We start from the raw sequence: 18,759 nt of genomic DNA, 5'->3' as shown, positions 1-18,759 counted from the left end.
GGCCGGACAAAAATCGAGCAACACAAGCAACGCTTCCTTCCGCGAATCGGTTCTGAGCGAACCCGCGAAGCGGTCTTAGTGCGGGTGATTTTCCAACCTACCTTCGGATGTCATCATGAAAGCTAAGAAAGCGAAGTACCCCGGCATTCCCACCGTCATTCACGGCAATGGCGCTGTGGCGCATGTCATGAGCCAGGTATGTGGCGGCGTAATCGGGTATCCGATCACTCCGTCTACGGAGATTGCAGAGCTCTACGAGGCGTTCCGGTCCGAAGGGGGAGTCAATGTCTGGGGCAAGCACCCGTTCTTCTTTGAGCCCGAAGGCGAACACTCTGCGCAGAGTGGAGCGCTTGGTGCGACCCTGACCGGCGGTCAGTTCGTTTCCAACGCGTCTTCAAGCCAAGGCATCCTGTACGCGCTTGAATCCCACTATGTGACGGTAGGCAAGAAGGTGGGCGGGTTCGTGCTGCAGGTCGCCGCGCGCGTCGTGTCGAAGCATTCGCTCAACGTCATGGCCGGCCACGACGACGTGTATGCGCTGCTTTCGTCGGGTTACACCATTCTCTTCGGCGCCAATCCGCAAGAAGCGGCCGACCTCGCCGCGATCGCGTATCGGACCTCGGCGCTGTCGCTCATCCCCGTGGCCAATGCGATGGACGGTTTCGCCACCAGCCACATGATGAGCGAGGCGCTCCTGCCCGAACCGGATCTCCTTCGCGAATACCTCGGTGACCCCGCAGGACGTATCCCTGCGCCGACTTTGGCACAGGAAATTTTGTTTGGTTCCAAAGGTCGCGTATTCCAGCTGACTCAATATATCGACCGCCACGCCGTCGATCTTTCCGATGCCAATGTCGCAGCACTGAAGAAATTCCTCGATGCCAATGCGGCGAAGGTCGAAAAGGACAATGAGGGCGCATTAATCGCCAAGACCCTCGGTTGGATTCCGGAGGAATTGCAGGGCCAGTGGCGCCGGCAGTGGCTCAACGCTTTCGAGAAGGGAACACGGCAGCTGGTGCCGGCGCAAGTCGACGTCAATAACCCTGGCCTGACCGGCCCGGTGCAGAACCAGCCAGACTTCCAGGCGGGTTCGGCGGACCATCGCACACACTTCGTGAGCGAGGTGCCTGGCCTTGTTCGACGCGCCATGAAGGAGTATTCCGAGCTGAGCGGACGTACGTACGAGCCGGTGCATACGTTCATGTGCGACGACGCAGAGACGGTCATGGTCGGCCTCGGCTCGGTCACCGACGACGTTGAAGCCGTTGTGACCTACCTGCGCAGCAAGGGCAAGAAGGTCGGTGTCGTCGCCATCAAGCTCCTGCAACCCTTCCCCGAGGCGGAAGTGGTCGCGGCACTGGCTGGCAAGAAGGCGGTTACCGTTCTCGAACGTTCCGATCAAACCGCGCTGACCAATTTCGTGACCCAGGCTCTCTTTAAGGCGCGTGAAAACGGCGACGTGAAGCGCGGCGAAGCCGAACGGCATCCCGGCATCCCGGCGCTCAAGTCGGCGCCACGGCTGACCACGGCGATCTTCGGGCTGGGCGGCCACGACCTGCAACCGCGTCACCTGGTCGCTGCCTTCAAGAACATGGAGAGCGGCAAGGGTGCCTCGCTGATCTACCTTGGTTCGCAGTTCTTTTCGAAGAATCCGAACCCGCGCATGAGTGAACTGCAGAAGAAGCTCAAGGCGGCCTACCCGGAAACCGAATTGATGGGGCTGGAGACTGAGCCCAATCCGCGTCTACTCCCGCCCTCCGCATTCCGCGTCCGCTTCCATTCCGTCGGCGGGTACGGAACGATCGCATCCGGCAAGCTGCTCACGGACATTCTGGCCGGCGTGCTTGAGATGCACTCGAAGGCCGCGCCGAAATACGGTTCGGAGAAAAGCGGCGCGCCGACGAACTACTACATCACGCTGAGTCCCGAGACGGTCAAGATCACTAACGCTGAGCTCGAAGACGTCGAGGTCGTGATCTCGCCCGATCACCGCGCATTCAGCCATACGAACCCGCTGCGCGGGTTGGCCGACGGCGGAACGTTCATCCTGCAATCGAATGCCACGCCCGAACAGGTGTGGGAAGAACTGCCGCCGCAAGCGAGAAAGACGATCCGCGAGAAGAAGATCAACTTCTTCATCATCGACGCGTTTGCCGTCGCCAAGAAACATGCCCCGACGCCCGAACTTGCCACACGCATGATGGGCATCGCCTTCATCGGCGCCGTGGCCGGCCACGTCAAGCAGGTTGCCGCGGGCGCGGCGCCCAAGGTGATCCTGGAAAAGGTGCGCAAGCAGATCACGAAGAAATTCGGTACCAAAGGGGCCGCCGTCGTCGAAGGCAATATGGAGGTTATCTGCGAGGGCATCGAATCGACGCGGCGTGTGGACTACACGCAGCCAGCCTTTGCCAAGATCGAAGCCAAGCCGGCAGCGATCGCGTTGCGTAATGTGTCGCTTTCCGCCTCGATGTGCCAGCCGGCCGGTTCATCGGCCTGCGGCGGCTTGTTCGACCGGCAATATTTCGACGACATGATCGCGACGCCGTTCAGAGAGGGAACGATTGCCGAAGCCCCGGTGCTTCCCGGCAGCGGTTTGTTCATGCCGACGGGAACCGGCGGTTCCAAGGACAAAGGCCTCTTCCGGCGTACCGTGCCGATCTTCAATCCCGACCTGTGCACCGGGTGCATGGAATGCGCGCTGGTTTGCCCTGACGCCGCCATCCCGAATAATGTCCATGACATTCACGAGCTGTTGCTCGCGGGCATCGCCAAACTCGATGTGAGCGAAGCGCAGCGCGACGCCATGCGTGCCCATGTTTATCCGCTCACCGAGGGCGTGCGCGAAGCCTATCGGCAAAGCAAGGACGCACGCGCGTTCCATGAGCTCGTGGCCGAAGCGGCTTCAAAGTTGCCTGTAAAGCAGGCGACGTTGCTCAGCAACTTCACCAAGCTGGTCGACCTCCTCGCCACCTATCCGGTAGCGAAGACCCGCCCGTTCTTCGACGCCATGGAAAAGGCGGCGCCAGGAAGCGGCGGGTTGTTTGTGGCGAATGTCGACCCGTGGAAATGCACGGGTTGCCTCGAATGCGTTGACGTTTGCGGGCCGGGCGCGCTTGCCGCGCATGAGCAGGATGCCCATGTGCTAGCAACGTTGCAGGATCGCTTCGAATTCATGAGCAAGACGCCGAACACGCCGGCGCGCTTCTTCGATGGCGCCACGGAACCGGGCGGGGAAATCAAGCGCCTGCTGCTCGATCGCGGCAACTACTACTCGACGACCGGCGGTCATGGCGGCTGCCGTGGGTGCGGTGAGGTGACGGCGATCCGTCTCGTGATGGCTGCAAATCACGCCATTACCGAGAAACGGCGCCGCGATCACATCATCGAGCTGGAGAACCTCATCGAGGCGCTTGGTGCCAAACAGGCGTCGCTCGGCAAGAAAGACACCGAGCGCAGCAAGCGCATCGGCGAGCTGATCGCCGTGCTCGAAAAGCGGCTCTACCTTTATGAGAGCGGCCCGACGGGCAACGGACCGGCAGGTGCGGTGATCGCCAATTCCACCGGGTGCAGCAGCGTGTATGCGTCCACTTTCCCGTTCAACGCATACAACGATCCGTGGGTGAATAGCCTGTTCCAGGATGCTCAACCGCTGGCGAAAGGCATGTTCGAGGGCATCTCCGCGCAGGCGATTCCCGCCATCCGCGCGCTGCGTCAAGCCCGCCTTGAACTCGACGACGCGTACGTGCCGGAGAAGCACGATGCGCAGCTGCGCTATCTTTCGTGGCCGCAATTCACGAAACAGGAACTTTCGCTACTGCCGACCGTGATGACGATCGGCGGCGATGGAGCGACCTATGACATCGGATTCGGCGCACTCTCGCGCATCCTGGCCAGCAATACGCCGCTCAAGGTTCTCGTACTCAACACGGGAGTGTATTCGAACACCGGCGGTCAGGCTTCAACGTCGAGCTTCATCGGGCAGGATTCCGACCTCGCGCGGCATGGCGCAGCACACGACGGCAAGCACGAGGCGCGTAAGGAGCTGGGGCTGATCGCGTCATTCCATTCCAACGTCTTCGTGTGTTCGACGACCACGGCATTGCAGGGGCACTATCTGAAGAACACGATGGAGTTCCTGACCTACACCGATTCGCCGGCCGTGCTCGACGTGTATACGCCGTGCCAGGGAGAGCATGGAATTGCCGATGCCGCCTCGGCGCGTCAAGCACGTCTCGCCGTGGAGAGCCGCATGAACCCCGTCTTCGTGCACGACCCGCGACGCGGTAAGACGCTGCATGAGTGGTTCAGCCTGGACGGCAATCCCGATCCCGAGAGCACCTGGACCACAACATCGCTCGAATACTTCGATGACGACGGCACCCTGCAGCTCATGCAGTTGCCGCTCACGCCGGCCAGTTTCGCCGTCGGAGAAATCCGCTTCAAGAAGCAGTTCCGAAAGCTTCCAGCGGATGCGCCGAACGTCGTCGTCATTCACGAGTACATCGATCTTCCGGTGGCCGAGCGCGACGGCAAGACCCCGTTCGTCTATTCGACGGATGCGAAGAAGCGCCTGGTCAAGCTCGGTGTCTCGCCGGCGATCGTCGACCTCGTTGAAGAGCGCCGCAAGTACTGGACGCTGTTGCAGTTCCTCGCTGGTCAGCATGTGGCGCACATGAGCGCCACGCATCGCGCCAGTGTGGAGGCCCTGCAGGCGCAATACAACGACTCGGTGAAGCAACGCGACGCATCGCTCGACAGTTTTGCACGCGCGATGTCCGAACTCGCTGCATCAAGCAAGGCGCCGGTCGGCAACGGCACGGTGATTCCGATCATGCCGCTTTCCGCAGCACCGGCACCCGCCGCGAGCGGAGCAGGTGGAACGGTGGCCGTGGCCGAAGCGATTGTGACCTACGACCCAGCGGATCAGGTCAAGTGTACGAACTGCAAGACCTGCTACCAGGATTTGTCCGAGCTGTTCGAGAAAACGCGGATCGTCGTCAACGGCGAGAGCCGTGAAGTCGGTCGGTTGATTCCCGGCGCGCTTGAACGCGTGACCGTGACCCCCGAGCTGAAGGCCCGCATCAAGCGGGTGTCGGCCAATTGCGACGCGGAGATCATACGATGAGCAACGGTACGACTCCTTTCAGCCCGGGTGACCTGGAGCGCTATCGGCAGGCCAGCGACGCGCTGGCAAGCACGCGCTCTCAGGTGGAGGCCCTGGAACAGACGGCAGCCGTGGAAACGTTCAACCGGCAGATGGATCTCTTGCGTCGCCGCCTCCTCAACGAGCCGCAGGTGTTCCGCGACATGTTCATCGCCGACGGCACCAGTGCCCTGGTCGCGGAGTTCCAGCAGGACGAACTCTCTCCGGAGTTCATCCGCAAAATGTGGGAACTCCTGCTGCGCGACGACGACACGAGCAAGGTGCTGATGCGCTTCGTGTGGGCAGTGCCATTGCGCCTCAAGCGCAAGTTCATCAAGGCGCTCGATACACATCTTTCGGATCGCTACCCGATGTTCAAGGGCCTGTCGGAGAACTGGCCGGCGGAGAGCTTCATCCCGCCGTACATCCGCACGCCCGAAGAGCGCTCGGTCGATTTCGGGCTGGTGAACCAGGGTTATCTGGGTTACATGAATCTCGGGTACAGCGCTCGAGAAGTCGACCTCATCGTGTGGCTCGAGGTGCTGCGCGACAAGCAATGTGATGAGAAGCCGTGCGAACTCGGATTGCGGGTCGAAGGCAAGACCGATCCGAAAGGCGGCTGCCCGGTGAAAATTCACATCCCGCAAGTGCTCGATATGCTCGGCAATGGCCGCTTCCGCGAGGCGATGGAACTCATCGAGAGCTGCAACCCGCTGCCCAACGTGACCGGGCGCGTGTGCCCGCAGGAATTGCAGTGCCAGGGCGTTTGCGCGCATACCAAGCAGCCGATCGAAATCGGACAGCTTGAATGGTTCTTGCCTCAGCGCGACAAGGTCGTCAATCCGGGCGGCGTTGCCGAACGTTTTGCCGGCGTGCCGGATCCGTGGGAGAAGGCCGAGAAACCGCCGATTGCGATTGTCGGTTCGGGACCGGCCGGACTCATCAACGCTTATCTGCTGGCCGCCGCCGGTTTCCCGGTGACCGTGTTCGAGGCTTTCCACGCGCTCGGTGGCGTGCTGCGTTATGGCATCCCCGAGTTCCGTCTGCCGAACGAACTGATTGACGACGTCGTCGGCAAGATCAAGCTGCTTGGCGGCAAGTTCGTCTCCAACTTCGTCGTGGGAAAGACGGCGACCTTGCAGGATCTGCGCAACGCCGGGTTCTGGCGCATCTTCGTTGGCACCGGCGCCGGTTTGCCGCGGTTCATGAACGTTCCGGGCGAGCATCTGCTCAACGTCATGTCGGCCAACGAATTCTTGACGCGCGTGAACCTGATGCAGGGGCTGCGCGAGGACTATGAGACGCCGTTACCGGAAACGCGTGACAAGCAGGTCATCATCATCGGTGGAGGAAACACGGCGATGGACGCTGCGCGCACGGCGCGGCGGCTTGGCGGCAATGTGACGATCGTCTATCGGCGCACGCAAAGCGAAATGCCTGCGCGCGTCGAGGAGCTGCACCATGCGCTGGAGGAAGGCATTCAGCTCAAGGTACTGCGTTCGCCGTGCGAATTCGTCGGCGACGACAAGACGCACTTCGTGACGTCGGCCGTGCTCGATGTCATGGCGCTTGGCGAGCCCGATGCCTCGGGGCGGCGCAGCCCGGTGGTCGCCGGCGAGAAGGAGATCATGAAGGCGGACTTGGTGATCATGGCGCTGGGCAATGATCCGAATCCGATCATCAAGGATTCCGAACCGAGCCTGAAGACGACCAAGTGGGGCACGATCGATCTCGGCAAGGGATCACAGAAGACCTCGCTCGATGGCATCTATTCGGGCGGGGATGCCGCTCGCGGTGGCTCCACCGCGATCCGCGCGGCGGGCGACGGGCAGGCGGCGGCCCGCGAAATCGTCGGCGATATCGACATATCGGACGCCGGCATTCGCGACATGGTCGAGAAAGCACAGTCGTACTCGCGACTGGGGGCGGCGCCGCAGACGATCGTGGACAAGATCGATCTGGCCGGCGGCATTGTCGAGTTCATCGTTCATGCACCGCTGATCGCGAAGGCGGCGCGCGCCGGGCAGTTTGTCCGCGTACTCGCGTGGCCCAACGGCGAGTTGATTCCACTGACGCTGGCCGACTGGGACGCCAAGGCGGGCACCATCTGCCTCGTCGTGCAAGGGATGGGGACGACCAGCATCGAGATCAACCGGATGAAGATCGGCGACGCGTTCACCGGTATTGCCGGTCCGCTCGGCCTGCCGAGCGAACTGCATCACTATGACGAGAAGAAGCAGACGGTGGTCTTCACCGCGGGCGGCGTCGGTTTGCCGCCTGTGTATCCGATCGCTCGCGAGCATCTGCGCCTCGGTAATCATGTCACCTTGATCGCCGGCTTCCGCAGTGCGAACCTGCTCTTCTGGACCGGCGAGGATGAACGCGTAGGCAAGTTGAAGGCCGAATTCGGCGATCAGCTCGACGTCATCTACACGAGCAACGACGGCACTTTCGGCATCCAGGGATTCGTCTCGGGGCCGCTTGAAGAAATGCTCAAGAACGGAAAGAAGAGCAAGGGACGGGCGATTGCCGAAGTGGTGACGATCGGACCGCCGATGATGATGCGTGCGATCAGCGACCTTACCCGTCCGTACGGCGTGAAGACTGTCGCCAGCCTGAACTCGATCATGGTCGATGCAACCGGCATGTGCGGCGCATGCATGGTGCCGGTGAACATCGAGGGCAAGATGGTACGCAAGCATGCGTGCGTCGACGGCCCCGAGATCGATGGCCACATCATCGATTGGGACAAGTTCCTGCCGCGGTTCAATCTGTTCAAGCCGCAGGAACAGGCCAGCAAGGTGAAACACGGGCTGGCCTAGTGGTCTAGGCAGAGCAAAAAAAAAAAGGGGCGGTTTATCCGCCCCTTTTTGTTTTCCTCGGAAGTGCGACGTTCGTTCCGTGATTACTGCACCTGAAACGTCGTTTCCGTCCCGGCGTCCCATCCGTCCCATAAATAATCGTCGGCCTTGCCGTCGGCAATCAACCGCAACGCGTAGTTGACCTGCTCCTTATAGAATTCGCAGAAGGCGCCGATTTGCTGCATGCCACCGTTCATCTCGTGCGCTTCGGCTGGGCAGGGCGAGCCGCAGAAATGCCGGATCGCGCAGTCGCTGCACGGTTGAAACGTATCGACATCGCGCTCGGTGACGGTCCTGAAGGCTTCCGAGGCGAGCGCCGCCTCCACGCCTCCGGCGTCGAACAGATTGCCGCCGTTAAAGTGTGGCACGCCGATGAATTCGCTGCAGGGATAGAGACTGCCGTCGGCGGCCAAAGCGAAGAAAGCCCGTCCGCCGCCGCAAGGCGAGATGTCGCACATCAGCCGGCGTGCTGTCGGGGCTAGGATCGCGATCAGGATGTTGGCGAAGTTGGCGACCACCAGCTTGCGGCCCGTCTCCTTGAATAGCGCGTGGCTGCGGTCGAGCGCCCCGAAAAACGACTGCGCCATATCGGCATCCGCTGGCTTGACGCCGCGAGCTCCGGGCAGAGTGCAACGCAAGGTGTTGAGCATGCACGTCGGCACTTCACGTGCGTGGAAGAGCTCCACCATGCGGGTGAGATGCGGCAGGTTCTCCGTGGTGCACGTCGTGATGACGCTCCACGAGCCGTACCCACGCAGCTTGTCCATGGCTGTGAGCACCTTGTCGTGCACGCTCTTGCCACCCCAGGTAAGCCGTGTCGCGTCAGTAATCGACGGCATCGGCCCATCAAGCGACAGGCCGATGCTGACGTTGCGCGACGTGAGGAAACTCATCGCCTCTTCATCGAGCAGCGTCCCGTTGGTCTGGATGCCGAAGGCGAAGTGATCGCCAAAGGCGCGGATCGCCTCGAAGACCGCTGCCTTGTTCATCAAGGGCTCGGCCCCGTGGAAAATGGCGCGCGGCTTGCGGCCTTCTGGCATTACGGATCGGAAATAGGTGCGCAGCTTCTCCAGCGAGACGAGTAGCGTGTCGACCGGCATGTGCCTACCTTCGCTACGTTGCTGGCCCGGCAGATAACAGTACGTGCAATTGAGGTTGCAACGCTCGGTCGGATTCAGATACACGCCCGAGGGCGTGAGCTCGAAGCGCAAGGCGTGCATTTCGCGTGCGAAGGCGGCCGCGTTTTCATGGAAGCTGGCGAGCAGCGAACCATGGGCCTCTGATTCTCCAACGCGTTTCTTGTCCACCAGTGCCCAGAAGGCCGTATTCGGGTCGGTAAGCGCTGTGTATCTGTCATGCCCGATGTCGACCGGAATCAGCGGGCCAGCGACCCCGGCCCGGCTTTGTTCGGCTACCGACATTTACTTGGCCGCTTTCCGGTCCATCAACACATAGTGCGAAAGACCGATTCCGTCCGGATTGCAACTTTTGCGCACCGCGATGATGGGGGAGGACTCTTTCTTTGCCGGCTGAGCGTTGGCGGGGGTTTGAATGGCGTTCGACATAATCTGCTCCTCGATGAGATCAACAAAAACAAAAAGGGCTCCGGCAAAGTGCACGCGACTGCATGCGCTTTGCCGGAGCCCTTGCCTGGACTCCGAACCGGTTCGACACGTCTTCTGGCTACCGGATCATCCGAATCGCTACACCTTCCCGGCGGGGTAGGCCCCGTCAGTGGCTGGTCTCTCGACCTTGCAGCGTTCGTCCCCGGATACAGCGGCGGGCCCGCCACGGATTCACACCGTGTTCCGTTTCGTCGAACCGAACGGTGCCGGCATTTTCACTCTTTGCACCTACACCGGTCAAGCGGCGGACTTGCTGCCTATCTCCGGCGGCGACCCACAGGACGTTGGTACTGTTATTTAAGCAGCCGCTTGCGCGTGAGAACAGATGCAACATAAAAGGCGACCAGCGCAATCAGCGTCAGCGCGCCTACATGGCCGAAGATGTTGCTCGGGACTTCACCGAGCAACAAGGGCCGTGCGAGTTGCACGGCATGAGCGAGCGGCAGCCAACTGGCGACAGCATGCACCGCGGCCGGCAACTGGTCCGCCGGGAAGAATATCCCCGATACGAGCAGCATTGGCGTGATGAACAAGGTGAAGTAGTACATGAAGAAATCGTAGGAGGGCGCCAGCGAACATACGATCAAGCCCATCGCTGCGAATGTGAGTCCGGTCAGGAAGATTACTGGGATCGCCCACAGGGCCAATGGAGATTGCGTGAGTCCAAGCGCCCCGATGACGACGAGGATGGCGAGCCCCGAGAGCAGGCTCTTGCTCGCTGCCCAGACGAGTTCGCCTGCGAGGACGTGGTCGAGCGACAACGGCGTGTTCAGGATGGCGTCCCACGTTTTTTGCACGTGCATGCGGGAAAACGATGAGTAGAGCGCCTCAAATGTCGCCGCGTTCATCGTACTGGCGACCACCGTGCCGGCAGAGAGAAAACTGACGTACTTGACGCCGCTCACTTCCGGCAACATGTTGCCGAGCCCGTATCCAAGACCCAACATGTAGATCAGTGGATCGGCAAGGTTACCGAGGATCGAGGGAATCGCCAGCTTGCGCCACACGAGAAAGTTGCGGCGCCACACCGGGAACCAATTCAGCCCCGGGCGGGGCAGTTGAAATAACGCGGTCGTTCTGATCATTTCGATGGCTCGTTGTCGGACGGCGCGTTCAGTCGCGCAACTCCCGTCCTGTGAGTTTGATGAACACGTCTTCCAACGTCGCCGCCCGGTGCATGTAGCGCAGCCCGGTTTCGCCGGCGAGGGCGTGGAGCAGCGGGTCGCTGTCGCGGCAATAGAAGAAGGCAGTATCTCCGGCCACCTCCAGCCGCTCGCCGAGCCCTTGATGGTGGCGCGCCCACGCGGCGACGTCATCACCGAAGACCTCAACGACTTGCGGTTCGATATGCGCGGCGATCAGATCGCGTGGTGCGCCTTCGGTAATGAGCCGCCCATGGTCGAGAATTGCCAGACGGTCGCATAGGCGTTCGGCCTCGTCCATGAAATGGGTCGTGAGGATCAGTGTCTTACCGCGTGCGGTGAGTTGCTTAAGGCGATCCCAAATCAAGTGACGGGCCTGCGGATCAAGACCAGTCGTCGGCTCGTCGAGGAAGACAATGTCGGGATTGTTAACCAGCGCTCGGGCGAGCGTCAGGCGGCGTTTCATACCACCGGAGAGTGTCTGGATACGTGCCTTTTCCTTGCCTTTGAGTCCAGCGAAATCGAGCAGATCGCCGACTCGGGAACGAATCTCGGTATCAGCCAAGCCGAAGTAGCGGCCGTACACGACCAGATTTTCCGTTACGGTGAAATCGGGGTCGAGGTTGTCGAACTGCGGGACAACGCCGACGCGCCGACGTGCCTCTTCCGCCGCCTCAGGTACATCGAAACCGCCTAGCCGGATGTCGCCTGCGTCCGGAGCGGTCAGGCCGAGGCAGCAACGCAGCGTGGTTGTCTTGCCGGCGCCGTTGGGGCCGAGTAGCCCGAAGCAGGTACCCGGGGTCGCGGTGAAGCTGATGCCGGCGACGACTTCGTTGCCGTCGTAGCTTTTGCGCAACCCCGATACGTCGAGGGCATGGCTGTTCTTGTCGTTTATGGTCGCCATGCGCGTGTCACGATGTCGTTAATGATATGCAGCCGTCTATGGAAAAAATGGTCCGCGCCAGGAATCACGATGACCGGTAGATCGAACGGCTCCGCCCAAGCGAGCACGTTGGCGAGCGGAACGGTTTCGTCCGCGCCGCCGTGGATCACGATGGTGTCTTCGCCGACCGTGCCGGTCGTATAACGGCGAATTCCTTTGACGTCGCCAGCGGCGGTCCCCACGAGGACCATGCGCTCTACGGCGCGCCCTTCATCGGCCAGCCCTTTGGCAACGTGGGTTTGCACATAGGCGCCGAAAGAGAAGCCGCCGAGTGCCACCGGAAGGTCGCCGAAGCGATGACGGGCATCGGCGAGCACAGCCAGCATGTCGTCGCATTCGCCGCGGCCATCGTCGTGGCTTCCGGCGCTCTGGCCCACGCCGCGGAAATTCGGTCGCAGAGCCACGTAGTTTAACCGGACAAGCGCGCGGGCCACCGTCTGCGTCACCTTGTTGGTGTTGGACCCGCCGAAAAGAGGGTGGGGATGGCACACCAGCGCGATACCGACTGGATTGCCCGGATTTTCGATAATGGTCTCGATAGGGCCCGCCGGTCCCGAAATGTGGACCGTTTCAGCGTTGGTTTTCATAGGCCGGCCCTGTCGTCAGATTTTCAACCGCTCGACGACACGGCCGTTGATCAGGTGCTCCTGGATGATCTCCTCGATGTCCTCAGTATCCACGTAGCTGTACCAGACCTCTTCCGGATACACCACGAGGACCGGGCCTTCGTCGCAACGGTCGAGGCAGCCGGCCTTGTTGATCCTTATCTTGCCCTTGCCTTTCAATTTGAGCTCGGAGATCCGATCCTTGGCATAGGTTTGGGCGACCGTGGCGCCGAGGTTGTTGCAACAGCTCTCGCCTTCGGGGCGCTGATTGCAGCAGAAAAATACGTGGTGTTTGTAGTAGCTCATGCTGAAGAAGTTCTCGTTATTGGAGTTGGCGTGGCTCTCTGACAACCGATCACCGGCTTGATTCAAAGCCGGCGTCCGAGTGCGATCAGGTAGGTAAGTGCAAGAAACGGCCACAGGCTGGCAGCAAGCCGTGTCAATCCGTTGAAGTTTAGAAAGTGGCCCTGCCGCCATGCGGCGAGAGCGACCGCCGAATACGGATTGGGCGGCGAGGCATTGACCAGCACGGTTCCTGCCATCAACGCAAGGCCGGCAAGCGCGACACGTACCCAACCCGGAAGGAGCAGAAGTACGGCAAGTAGCGAGCCACCGATCATCAAACCCAGTCCCGCACCGGGAGTAAGCCAAGCCAACGCGTGGTACGGATCGATGAGCACGCCGGCGGCGAGCGTGCGAATGGCCAATGCGACGAAAAAGAACAGGGTCAAGACCAAGTACGGAGAGGGGTTTCTGACCAGCAAGGTGCGAACCACGAGCCCGATGGCGACGGTGTTGCAGGCGATGGTGCCTGTTTCGAGGGCGAAGAATGACGGTGCGGCGTAAGGCAAGGGGGATGCAATGTCGAGCAGGTGGCGCAGGTCGCCTGCTCCAAACAGGATTGTCTCCGGCGAGAGCTGGGTGAGGAGCCAAAGCCCGACGAGAACGAGTCCCAACTCGACATGCGGTATCGGCGCCAGCAATCGCCGTTGCAGGAGTGCCACCCGATAGAAAAAGCGATGCCCGTGGCGCACCGCCAACACGGCGCCAATAGCGGTACCCAACGCGTTGCAGGCAAAGTCGAGATTGGACGGCACCCGTGCCGGAAGCCAGGCTTGGATCGTCTCAAGACACAAACTCAAGAGGGCGCCAAGCAAGGTCGCCACCAGCGCGGACAGGGTATTTCCGGGAATGCGCCGCAGAGCCAGCGTGAAGAGGAATCCGAGCGGAAGATAAGCCAAGGCGTTCACAAAGACATCGAAAACCGTCCAGTAACGCGGCCACCCGGCGTCGAGGAAAAACAGGAGCGGTAATCCCGGGCTGCGCCATCCGGAGAAGGGGTGCAGGCTGCCGTAAACGACCAGGACGGCGTACGACAGCGCGAGGTAGGTGGGCAACCCGGATGCCGGAAGCGGCGTTCTTAGCGGCGTTGGCTTTTGCTTCGGGGACAAGGGCTGCATCGCTGACAGGCCGGGAGGACTATGTCGCCATTCTAGCGCGAAGGACTTGCCGGGCGTTCCGCGGATACGGTACGGAGCCCGCTTCTGTCGAGACGCGGACGCGGTTATGTTGCTTCGTCATTCCGGAGACAAATCTCGGCGAATTCTCCGTTTCTACCGTACACTGGCGGTTTAGGAGAGTATCGGGACGAGCCTGTCGCTTACTGCTAGCGCGGGCTGGTGGCAGGACGAGGCGATGCACCATTGTCTTGTTGCCGTCGATTCCGTCACCGGGGATCTCTTCGTTTTTGTTTCCAGCTTCCATCTGCCTCCCCGCGTTTTGATGAACAGCCCCACTGCCGAAAAGCCCCGCCTGCTGCGGGGAATTGTGCTGGTCCTCGTGACCGTCGCGCTCTTCTCGATCACCGATCTTTGTTCCAAATACCTGACACGCTTCTATCCGGTCGCCTTCGTGGTCTGGGCGTGCTACACCTTCCATCTGGTGTTCATCGTCGCCGCCCTCGGGCCGCGCCTGGGCAAGGGGCTCGTGCGTACCGCGCACCCCGGGGTGCAGATCGTGCGCGGCTTTCTGCTGGTCGGCGCTTCGCTCTTCTTCGTCGGTGCGCTGAAGTACATGCCGCTCGCGGAGTCGACCTCGATCGCCTTCCTGACGCCGTTGATCGTGACGCTACTGTCCGTGGTGTTTCTCAAGGAGCACGTCGACGCCGCGCGCTGGATTGCCGTCGCGAGCGGTTTCATCGGCGTGCTCGTGATCATTCGTCCTGGCAGTGACGTTTTCCACTGGGCGGTGTTGTTGCCGATCGGCAACGCCGTGGCCTTTGCGAGCTATCAGGTGCTGACGCGCAAGATCGCCGCCGTCGAGAGCGCCTACACCTCGATCTTCTACGCGGGCTTGATCGGTTCCTTGCTCCTCTCGGCGGCGCTTCCCTATATCTGGGTCACGCCGCAGAATCTGGCACACGCGGCGCTGCTGGTGTTCGTCGGCGTGCTCAGCGGTTCGGCTCACCTGCTGCTGATCAAGGCCTACAGCCATGCACCGGCTTCGCGGCTGGCGCCGTTCACCTACTCGCAGTTGATCTGGGTGATGTTGATCGGTTTCGTCGCCTTCGGCGATTTTCCGGACGCGTGGTCGCTCGCCGGAATCGCGCTCCTCGTGGCCAGCGGCATTTACGTTGCAACGCACGAGCGCGCCTCGGCTCGCGAAAGAACCGCGGCACTAGCCAGCGCGACCTCCGGCGGCTGACTTCGCTCTCGGAGGCTCTTCACGTTTTCGGCGTCAGGCGGCGCGGCCGGCCCCGGCTGGGCCGGAGGTCAGGCGGTACCGTTTTCCTCGGTCTCAATCTGTTCGGAGATTGCCAGCCAGCGGTCTTCGTTCTCGGCGAGTTCGGCGTCAAGCTGCTGCAGATCGGTCCCGATGGTGCCGATCTCTTGCGGCGACGTCGCCGCCGACAGGCTGGCTTCGAGCGCGTGCTTTCGAGTCTGCAGCTCGAGCATCCGTTGTTCTAGCTTGCCGAGGTCGCGCTTCAAAGCCTTGACGTTGACCGCCGGGCGGCGCGCCGTCTGCGGGGCCGGAATGGGCTCGGCCGCCTCCCTGGCGGAACGCGTGGAGGCGCGCACCTCCTCGCGCACCCGCTTCGCTTCGTCGAGGAGGTATTGTTGGTAGTCGTCGAGGTCGCCATCGAATGGCGCGACCCCGCCCCGCGAAACGAGCCAGAATTCGTCGCAGACCGAGCGCAGCAGCGATCGATCGTGGCTGACCAGCATCACGGTGCCTTCGAACTCGTTGAGGGCAACCGACAACGCTTCCCGCGTGGCGAGGTCGAGATGGTTGGTCGGTTCGTCGAGCAGGAGCAGGTTGGGACGCTGCCAGACGATCATGCAGAGCACAAGTCGCGCCTTCTCGCCGCCGCTCATCGTGCCGACCGGCTGCTTGACCATGTCGCCGACGAAGTTGAATGAGCCAAGGAAGGTGCGCAGATCCTGCTCGCGGCCGCTTTGGCCCGCCGGCAGGCCGTTTTTGGCCAGGCGCACCATATGTTCAAGCGGCGTGTCGAGCGGTTCGAGCACGTCGAGTTCTTGCTGCGCGAAGTAGCCGATGTTGAGTCCCTTGCCCTCGGTGACGGTACCGCCGAGCGGCGCGAGCACCCGCGCGATCGTCTTCACCAGCGTCGATTTGCCCTGGCCATTGGCGCCGAGGATGCCGATCCGCTGACCTGCCGTTACCGATTTGCTGACGTTGCGCACGATTACGGTGGGCGGTGTTCCGGCCGGCGCATCGGGGGGCGGCGGATAGCCGAAGGACGCTTCGTTCATCGCCAGCATCGGATTGGGCAGATTGGCGGGTTCGCCGAATTCGAAGGTGAAGTCCGCACTGGCGAGCACCGGCGCGAGTTTCTCCATGCGTTCCAGCGCCTTGACCCGGCTTTGCGCTTGCCGAGCCTTTGTCGCCTTGGCCTTGAAACGGGTGATGAACTTCGTGAGATGCGCGATTTTTTCTTGCTGGCGCTCGTACGCGCACTGCTGCAACTCGAGCTGCTGCGCGCGCAGTTCCTCGAAGGCGCTGTAGTTGCCACCGTAGCGCGTCAGTTTGCCGTTCTCGATGTGCAGTGTCACCGAGGTCACGGCATCGAGAAATTCGCGGTCGTGGCTGATCACGATCAGCGTGCCTTCGTAACGCTTGAGCCAGGTTTCGAGCCAGACCAGCGCATCGAGGTCGAGGTGGTTTGTCGGCTCGTCGAGGAGCAGCAGGTCGGACGGGCACATCAGCGCTCGCGCAAGCTGCAGACGCATGCGCCAGCCGCCGGAGAAGCTATTCACCGGCCTATCGACCTCGGTAGTCTTAAAGCCGAGACCGAGGATCAGCGCCTGCGCCCGCGCCTGCGCGTCGTGCGCGCCCGCATCATGCAGTGCCGTGTAGGCGTGGGCCATGCGCTCGCCGTCGTTGGATGCCTCGGCGGCCCGCACTTCGGCTTCGGCGGCGATCAGCGCCGTGTCGCCGGCGATCACGAAGTCCGTAGCCGACTGGTCGGTCTCCGGCATTTCCTGGGCCACTTGCGCCATGCGCCATTGCGCCGGCATGAAGAAGTCGCCTGCATCCTCGTGCAGTGCGCCGTTGAACAGTGCGAACAGCGTCGACTTGCCCGCCCCGTTGCGGCCAACGAGGCCGACTTTCTCGCCGGGGTTGAGCGTCACCGAGGCGCTGTCGAGCAACACTTTGGCGCTGCGGCGCAAGGTGACGTTCTTGAGGGTAATCATGAAGAAGAGCCTTGAAACAGTTCGCGGGCGGAGTCAACTTGGCCACCGACAGGCGGTATGCCGGCCGGCGGCGCTCCGTGGCGATCTAGCGGAAAACGACGGTCTTGTTGCCGTGGACGAGAACGCGATCTTCGAGGTGGTAGCGCAGACCACGGGCCAGTACGGCTTTCTCGATGTCCTTGCCGTAGCGCACCATGTCGTCGACGGAATCGGAGTGGTCGATGCGGATTACATCCTGTTCGATGATCGGACCCTGGTCGAGCTCGCTGGTGACATAGTGGCAGGTGGCGCCGATCAGCTTGACGCCGCGCTGGTACGCCTGGTGGTACGGCTTGGCGCCGACGAAGCTGGGCAGGAACGAGTGGTGGATATTGAGGATCTGGCCCGGGTACGCGTCGCACATGTCCGGGGGAATGATCTGCATGTAGCGCGCGAGCACCATCGTGTCGCCCTTCACCTCTTCATAGATGCGCCGGATTTCGGCGTATGCAGCCTCCTTGTTGTCGCGCGCGACCGGCACATGATGGAACGGGATGCCGTGCCACTCGACGAAGCCCTTGAAGGTGTCGTGGTTCGAGATGATGCAGGGGATCTCGATGTCGAGTTCCTTCGACTGCCAGCGCGCCAGCAAGTCGTACAAACAGTGCTCTTGTTTGCTGACGAGGATGACCACGCGCCGTTTGACGGCCGAATCGTTGATTTTCCATGTCATGCCCATTTCTTCGGCGATTGGCCGGAAACGCTCGCGGAACTCGGCGAGATGGAAAGGCAGCGACTCGGCCTTGATGTCGATGCGCATGAAATAGCGGCTGTCGCCGTTGCTCTCGATATTGTTGTGATCGGAGTGGTAGCGCGACTCGAGAATCCAGCCGCGGTGTTCGGCAATGAAACTGGCGACGCGGGCGACGATGCCCACCCGGTCGGGACAGGAAGCGGAGAGCGTGTAGTAACGTTTGGAATACATGGACTGGCTTATCCTCCGACGCGGGCGAACGCCTTGTCGATTTCGGCGCGCAGTTCGTCGTAGCTGCGCGTGACGGGGTACTGCGGGAACTCGCGTATCACGTTTTCGGGCGGGTGGAAAAGAATGCCGGCGTGCGCTTCGCCGAGCATCGCCGTATCGTTGTACGAATCGCCGGCGGCGACGACCGTGAAGTTCATTTCGCGGAAGCGTTTGACCGCCTCGCGCTTCTGCTGCGGCATGCGTAAGTGGTAGTTGACGACCATCCCGCTGGCATCGGTCTCCAAACTGTGACAGAACAACGTCGGCCAAGCCAGCTGGCGCATCAAGGGGTGGGCGAATTCATAGAACGTATCCGACAGGATGATGACTTCGTAATCCTCGCGCAGCTTGTCGAGGAACGCCTTCGCGCCCGGAAGCGGGCCCATCGCGCAGATGACCTGCTGAATATCCGGTAGCCCAAGCCCGTGTTCGGCGAGGATGCCGAGGCGGTACTTCATCAAGGTGTCGTAGTTCGGCTCGTCGCGCGTCGTCCGGCGCAGTTCCGGGATACCGGTGCGTTCGGAGAACGCGATCCAGATTTCGGGGACGAGAACGCCTTCGAGGTCGAGGCAGACGATTTTCAAGACGGGCTCCCTGAGCGGTGGCGGTTGAGTAAACAGAAGCCCGACATTCTACCAAATGCATCAGGGTCTTACTCCTTGCGGAGCGTTCCCGGCATCGACGGCGGTTCGCGCAGCGAACTTTTCCACGCAGCGAAATAC

The 18,759-nt window shown here is 61.7% G+C and carries 13 protein-coding genes and 1 riboswitch; of the genes, 3 read left to right on the top strand and 10 right to left on the bottom strand.

The window, feature by feature from the left end; genetic code table 11:
• The first annotated feature begins 115 nt into the window (after positions 1-115).
• On the top strand, positions 116-5,125 hold the full coding sequence (locus NZ453_RS00805) for a 2-oxoacid:acceptor oxidoreductase family protein (RefSeq protein WP_263768366.1): 5,010 nt from the start codon (positions 116-118) through the stop codon (positions 5,123-5,125).
• Positions 5,122-7,965 carry a sulfide/dihydroorotate dehydrogenase-like FAD/NAD-binding protein gene (locus NZ453_RS00800; protein ID WP_263768365.1) on the top strand — a complete coding sequence of 948 codons (2,844 nt, stop codon included), beginning with the start codon at positions 5,122-5,124 and terminating at the stop codon, positions 7,963-7,965. The genes NZ453_RS00805 and NZ453_RS00800 overlap by 4 nt, the downstream gene beginning before the upstream one ends.
• An 83-nt stretch (positions 7,966-8,048) precedes the next feature.
• On the opposite strand, the gene cbpB is transcribed toward NZ453_RS00800, so the two are convergent.
• From cbpB to NZ453_RS00765, 7 genes are all read right to left on the bottom strand, one after another.
• Positions 8,049-9,425: a peptide-modifying radical SAM enzyme CbpB gene (gene cbpB, locus NZ453_RS00795; RefSeq protein WP_263768364.1), complete on the bottom strand. Its 1,377-nt coding sequence runs from the start codon at positions 9,423-9,425 to the stop codon at positions 8,049-8,051.
• A complete protein-coding gene (cbpA, locus tag NZ453_RS00790) occupies positions 9,426-9,623 on the bottom strand; it encodes a modified peptide precursor CbpA (protein ID WP_263768363.1) in 198 nt (65 codons plus the stop codon). It abuts the gene before it with no gap.
• 33 nt (positions 9,624-9,656) lie between these two features.
• Positions 9,657-9,845, bottom strand: a riboswitch (cobalamin riboswitch).
• A 77-nt stretch (positions 9,846-9,922) separates the two neighbouring features.
• On the bottom strand, positions 9,923-10,714 hold the full coding sequence (locus tag NZ453_RS00785; RefSeq protein ID WP_263768362.1) for an ABC transporter permease: 792 nt from the start codon (positions 10,712-10,714) through the stop codon (positions 9,923-9,925).
• A gap of 28 nt (positions 10,715-10,742) precedes the next feature.
• Positions 10,743-11,675 carry an ATP-binding cassette domain-containing protein gene (locus NZ453_RS00780; RefSeq protein WP_263768361.1) on the bottom strand — a complete coding sequence of 311 codons (933 nt, stop codon included), beginning with the start codon at positions 11,673-11,675 and terminating at the stop codon, positions 10,743-10,745.
• On the bottom strand, positions 11,663-12,301 hold the full coding sequence (locus NZ453_RS00775) for an alpha/beta hydrolase (protein WP_263768360.1): 639 nt from the start codon (positions 12,299-12,301) through the stop codon (positions 11,663-11,665). The genes NZ453_RS00780 and NZ453_RS00775 overlap by 13 nt, the downstream gene beginning before the upstream one ends.
• A 15-nt stretch (positions 12,302-12,316) precedes the next feature.
• Positions 12,317-12,625, bottom strand: a complete 309-nt coding sequence (locus NZ453_RS00770) for a (2Fe-2S) ferredoxin domain-containing protein (RefSeq protein WP_263768359.1) — start codon at positions 12,623-12,625, stop codon at positions 12,317-12,319.
• A 62-nt stretch (positions 12,626-12,687) separates the two neighbouring features.
• Positions 12,688-13,770, bottom strand: coding sequence for a VanZ family protein (locus tag NZ453_RS00765; protein ID WP_263768358.1), 1,083 nt, complete (start codon positions 13,768-13,770; stop codon positions 12,688-12,690).
• A 244-nt stretch (positions 13,771-14,014) separates the two neighbouring features.
• On the opposite strand from NZ453_RS00765, the gene NZ453_RS00760 reads away from it, so the two are divergent.
• Positions 14,015-15,022, top strand: coding sequence for a DMT family transporter (locus NZ453_RS00760; RefSeq protein ID WP_263768357.1), 1,008 nt, complete (start codon positions 14,015-14,017; stop codon positions 15,020-15,022).
• Positions 15,023-15,090: 68 nt separating this feature from the next.
• Here the strand turns inward: NZ453_RS00760 and NZ453_RS00755 are convergent, their stop codons facing one another.
• The 3 genes from NZ453_RS00755 to thrH all read right to left on the bottom strand — a co-directional run bounded on the left by NZ453_RS00755 (position 15,091) and on the right by thrH (position 18,621).
• Entirely contained in the window at positions 15,091-17,034 is a 1,944-nt protein-coding gene (locus NZ453_RS00755; RefSeq protein ID WP_263768356.1) for an ABC-F family ATP-binding cassette domain-containing protein, read from the bottom strand.
• Between the two features lie 85 nt (positions 17,035-17,119).
• Positions 17,120-17,998: a formyltetrahydrofolate deformylase gene (purU, locus tag NZ453_RS00750; protein WP_263768355.1), complete on the bottom strand. Its 879-nt coding sequence runs from the start codon at positions 17,996-17,998 to the stop codon at positions 17,120-17,122.
• An 8-nt stretch (positions 17,999-18,006) separates the two neighbouring features.
• The gene (gene thrH / locus NZ453_RS00745; RefSeq protein WP_263768354.1) at positions 18,007-18,621 is read right to left on the bottom strand and encodes a bifunctional phosphoserine phosphatase/homoserine phosphotransferase ThrH; all 615 of its coding nucleotides are present in this window, start codon (positions 18,619-18,621) and stop codon (positions 18,007-18,009) included.
• Positions 18,622-18,759 lie beyond the last annotated feature (138 nt).

This window comes from Propionivibrio soli, from assembly GCF_025770765.1.
In the GTDB taxonomy this organism is placed as follows: Bacteria; Pseudomonadota; Gammaproteobacteria; order Burkholderiales; family Rhodocyclaceae; genus Propionivibrio; species Propionivibrio soli.
This window is presented reverse-complemented; position numbering and strand designations above follow the sequence as displayed.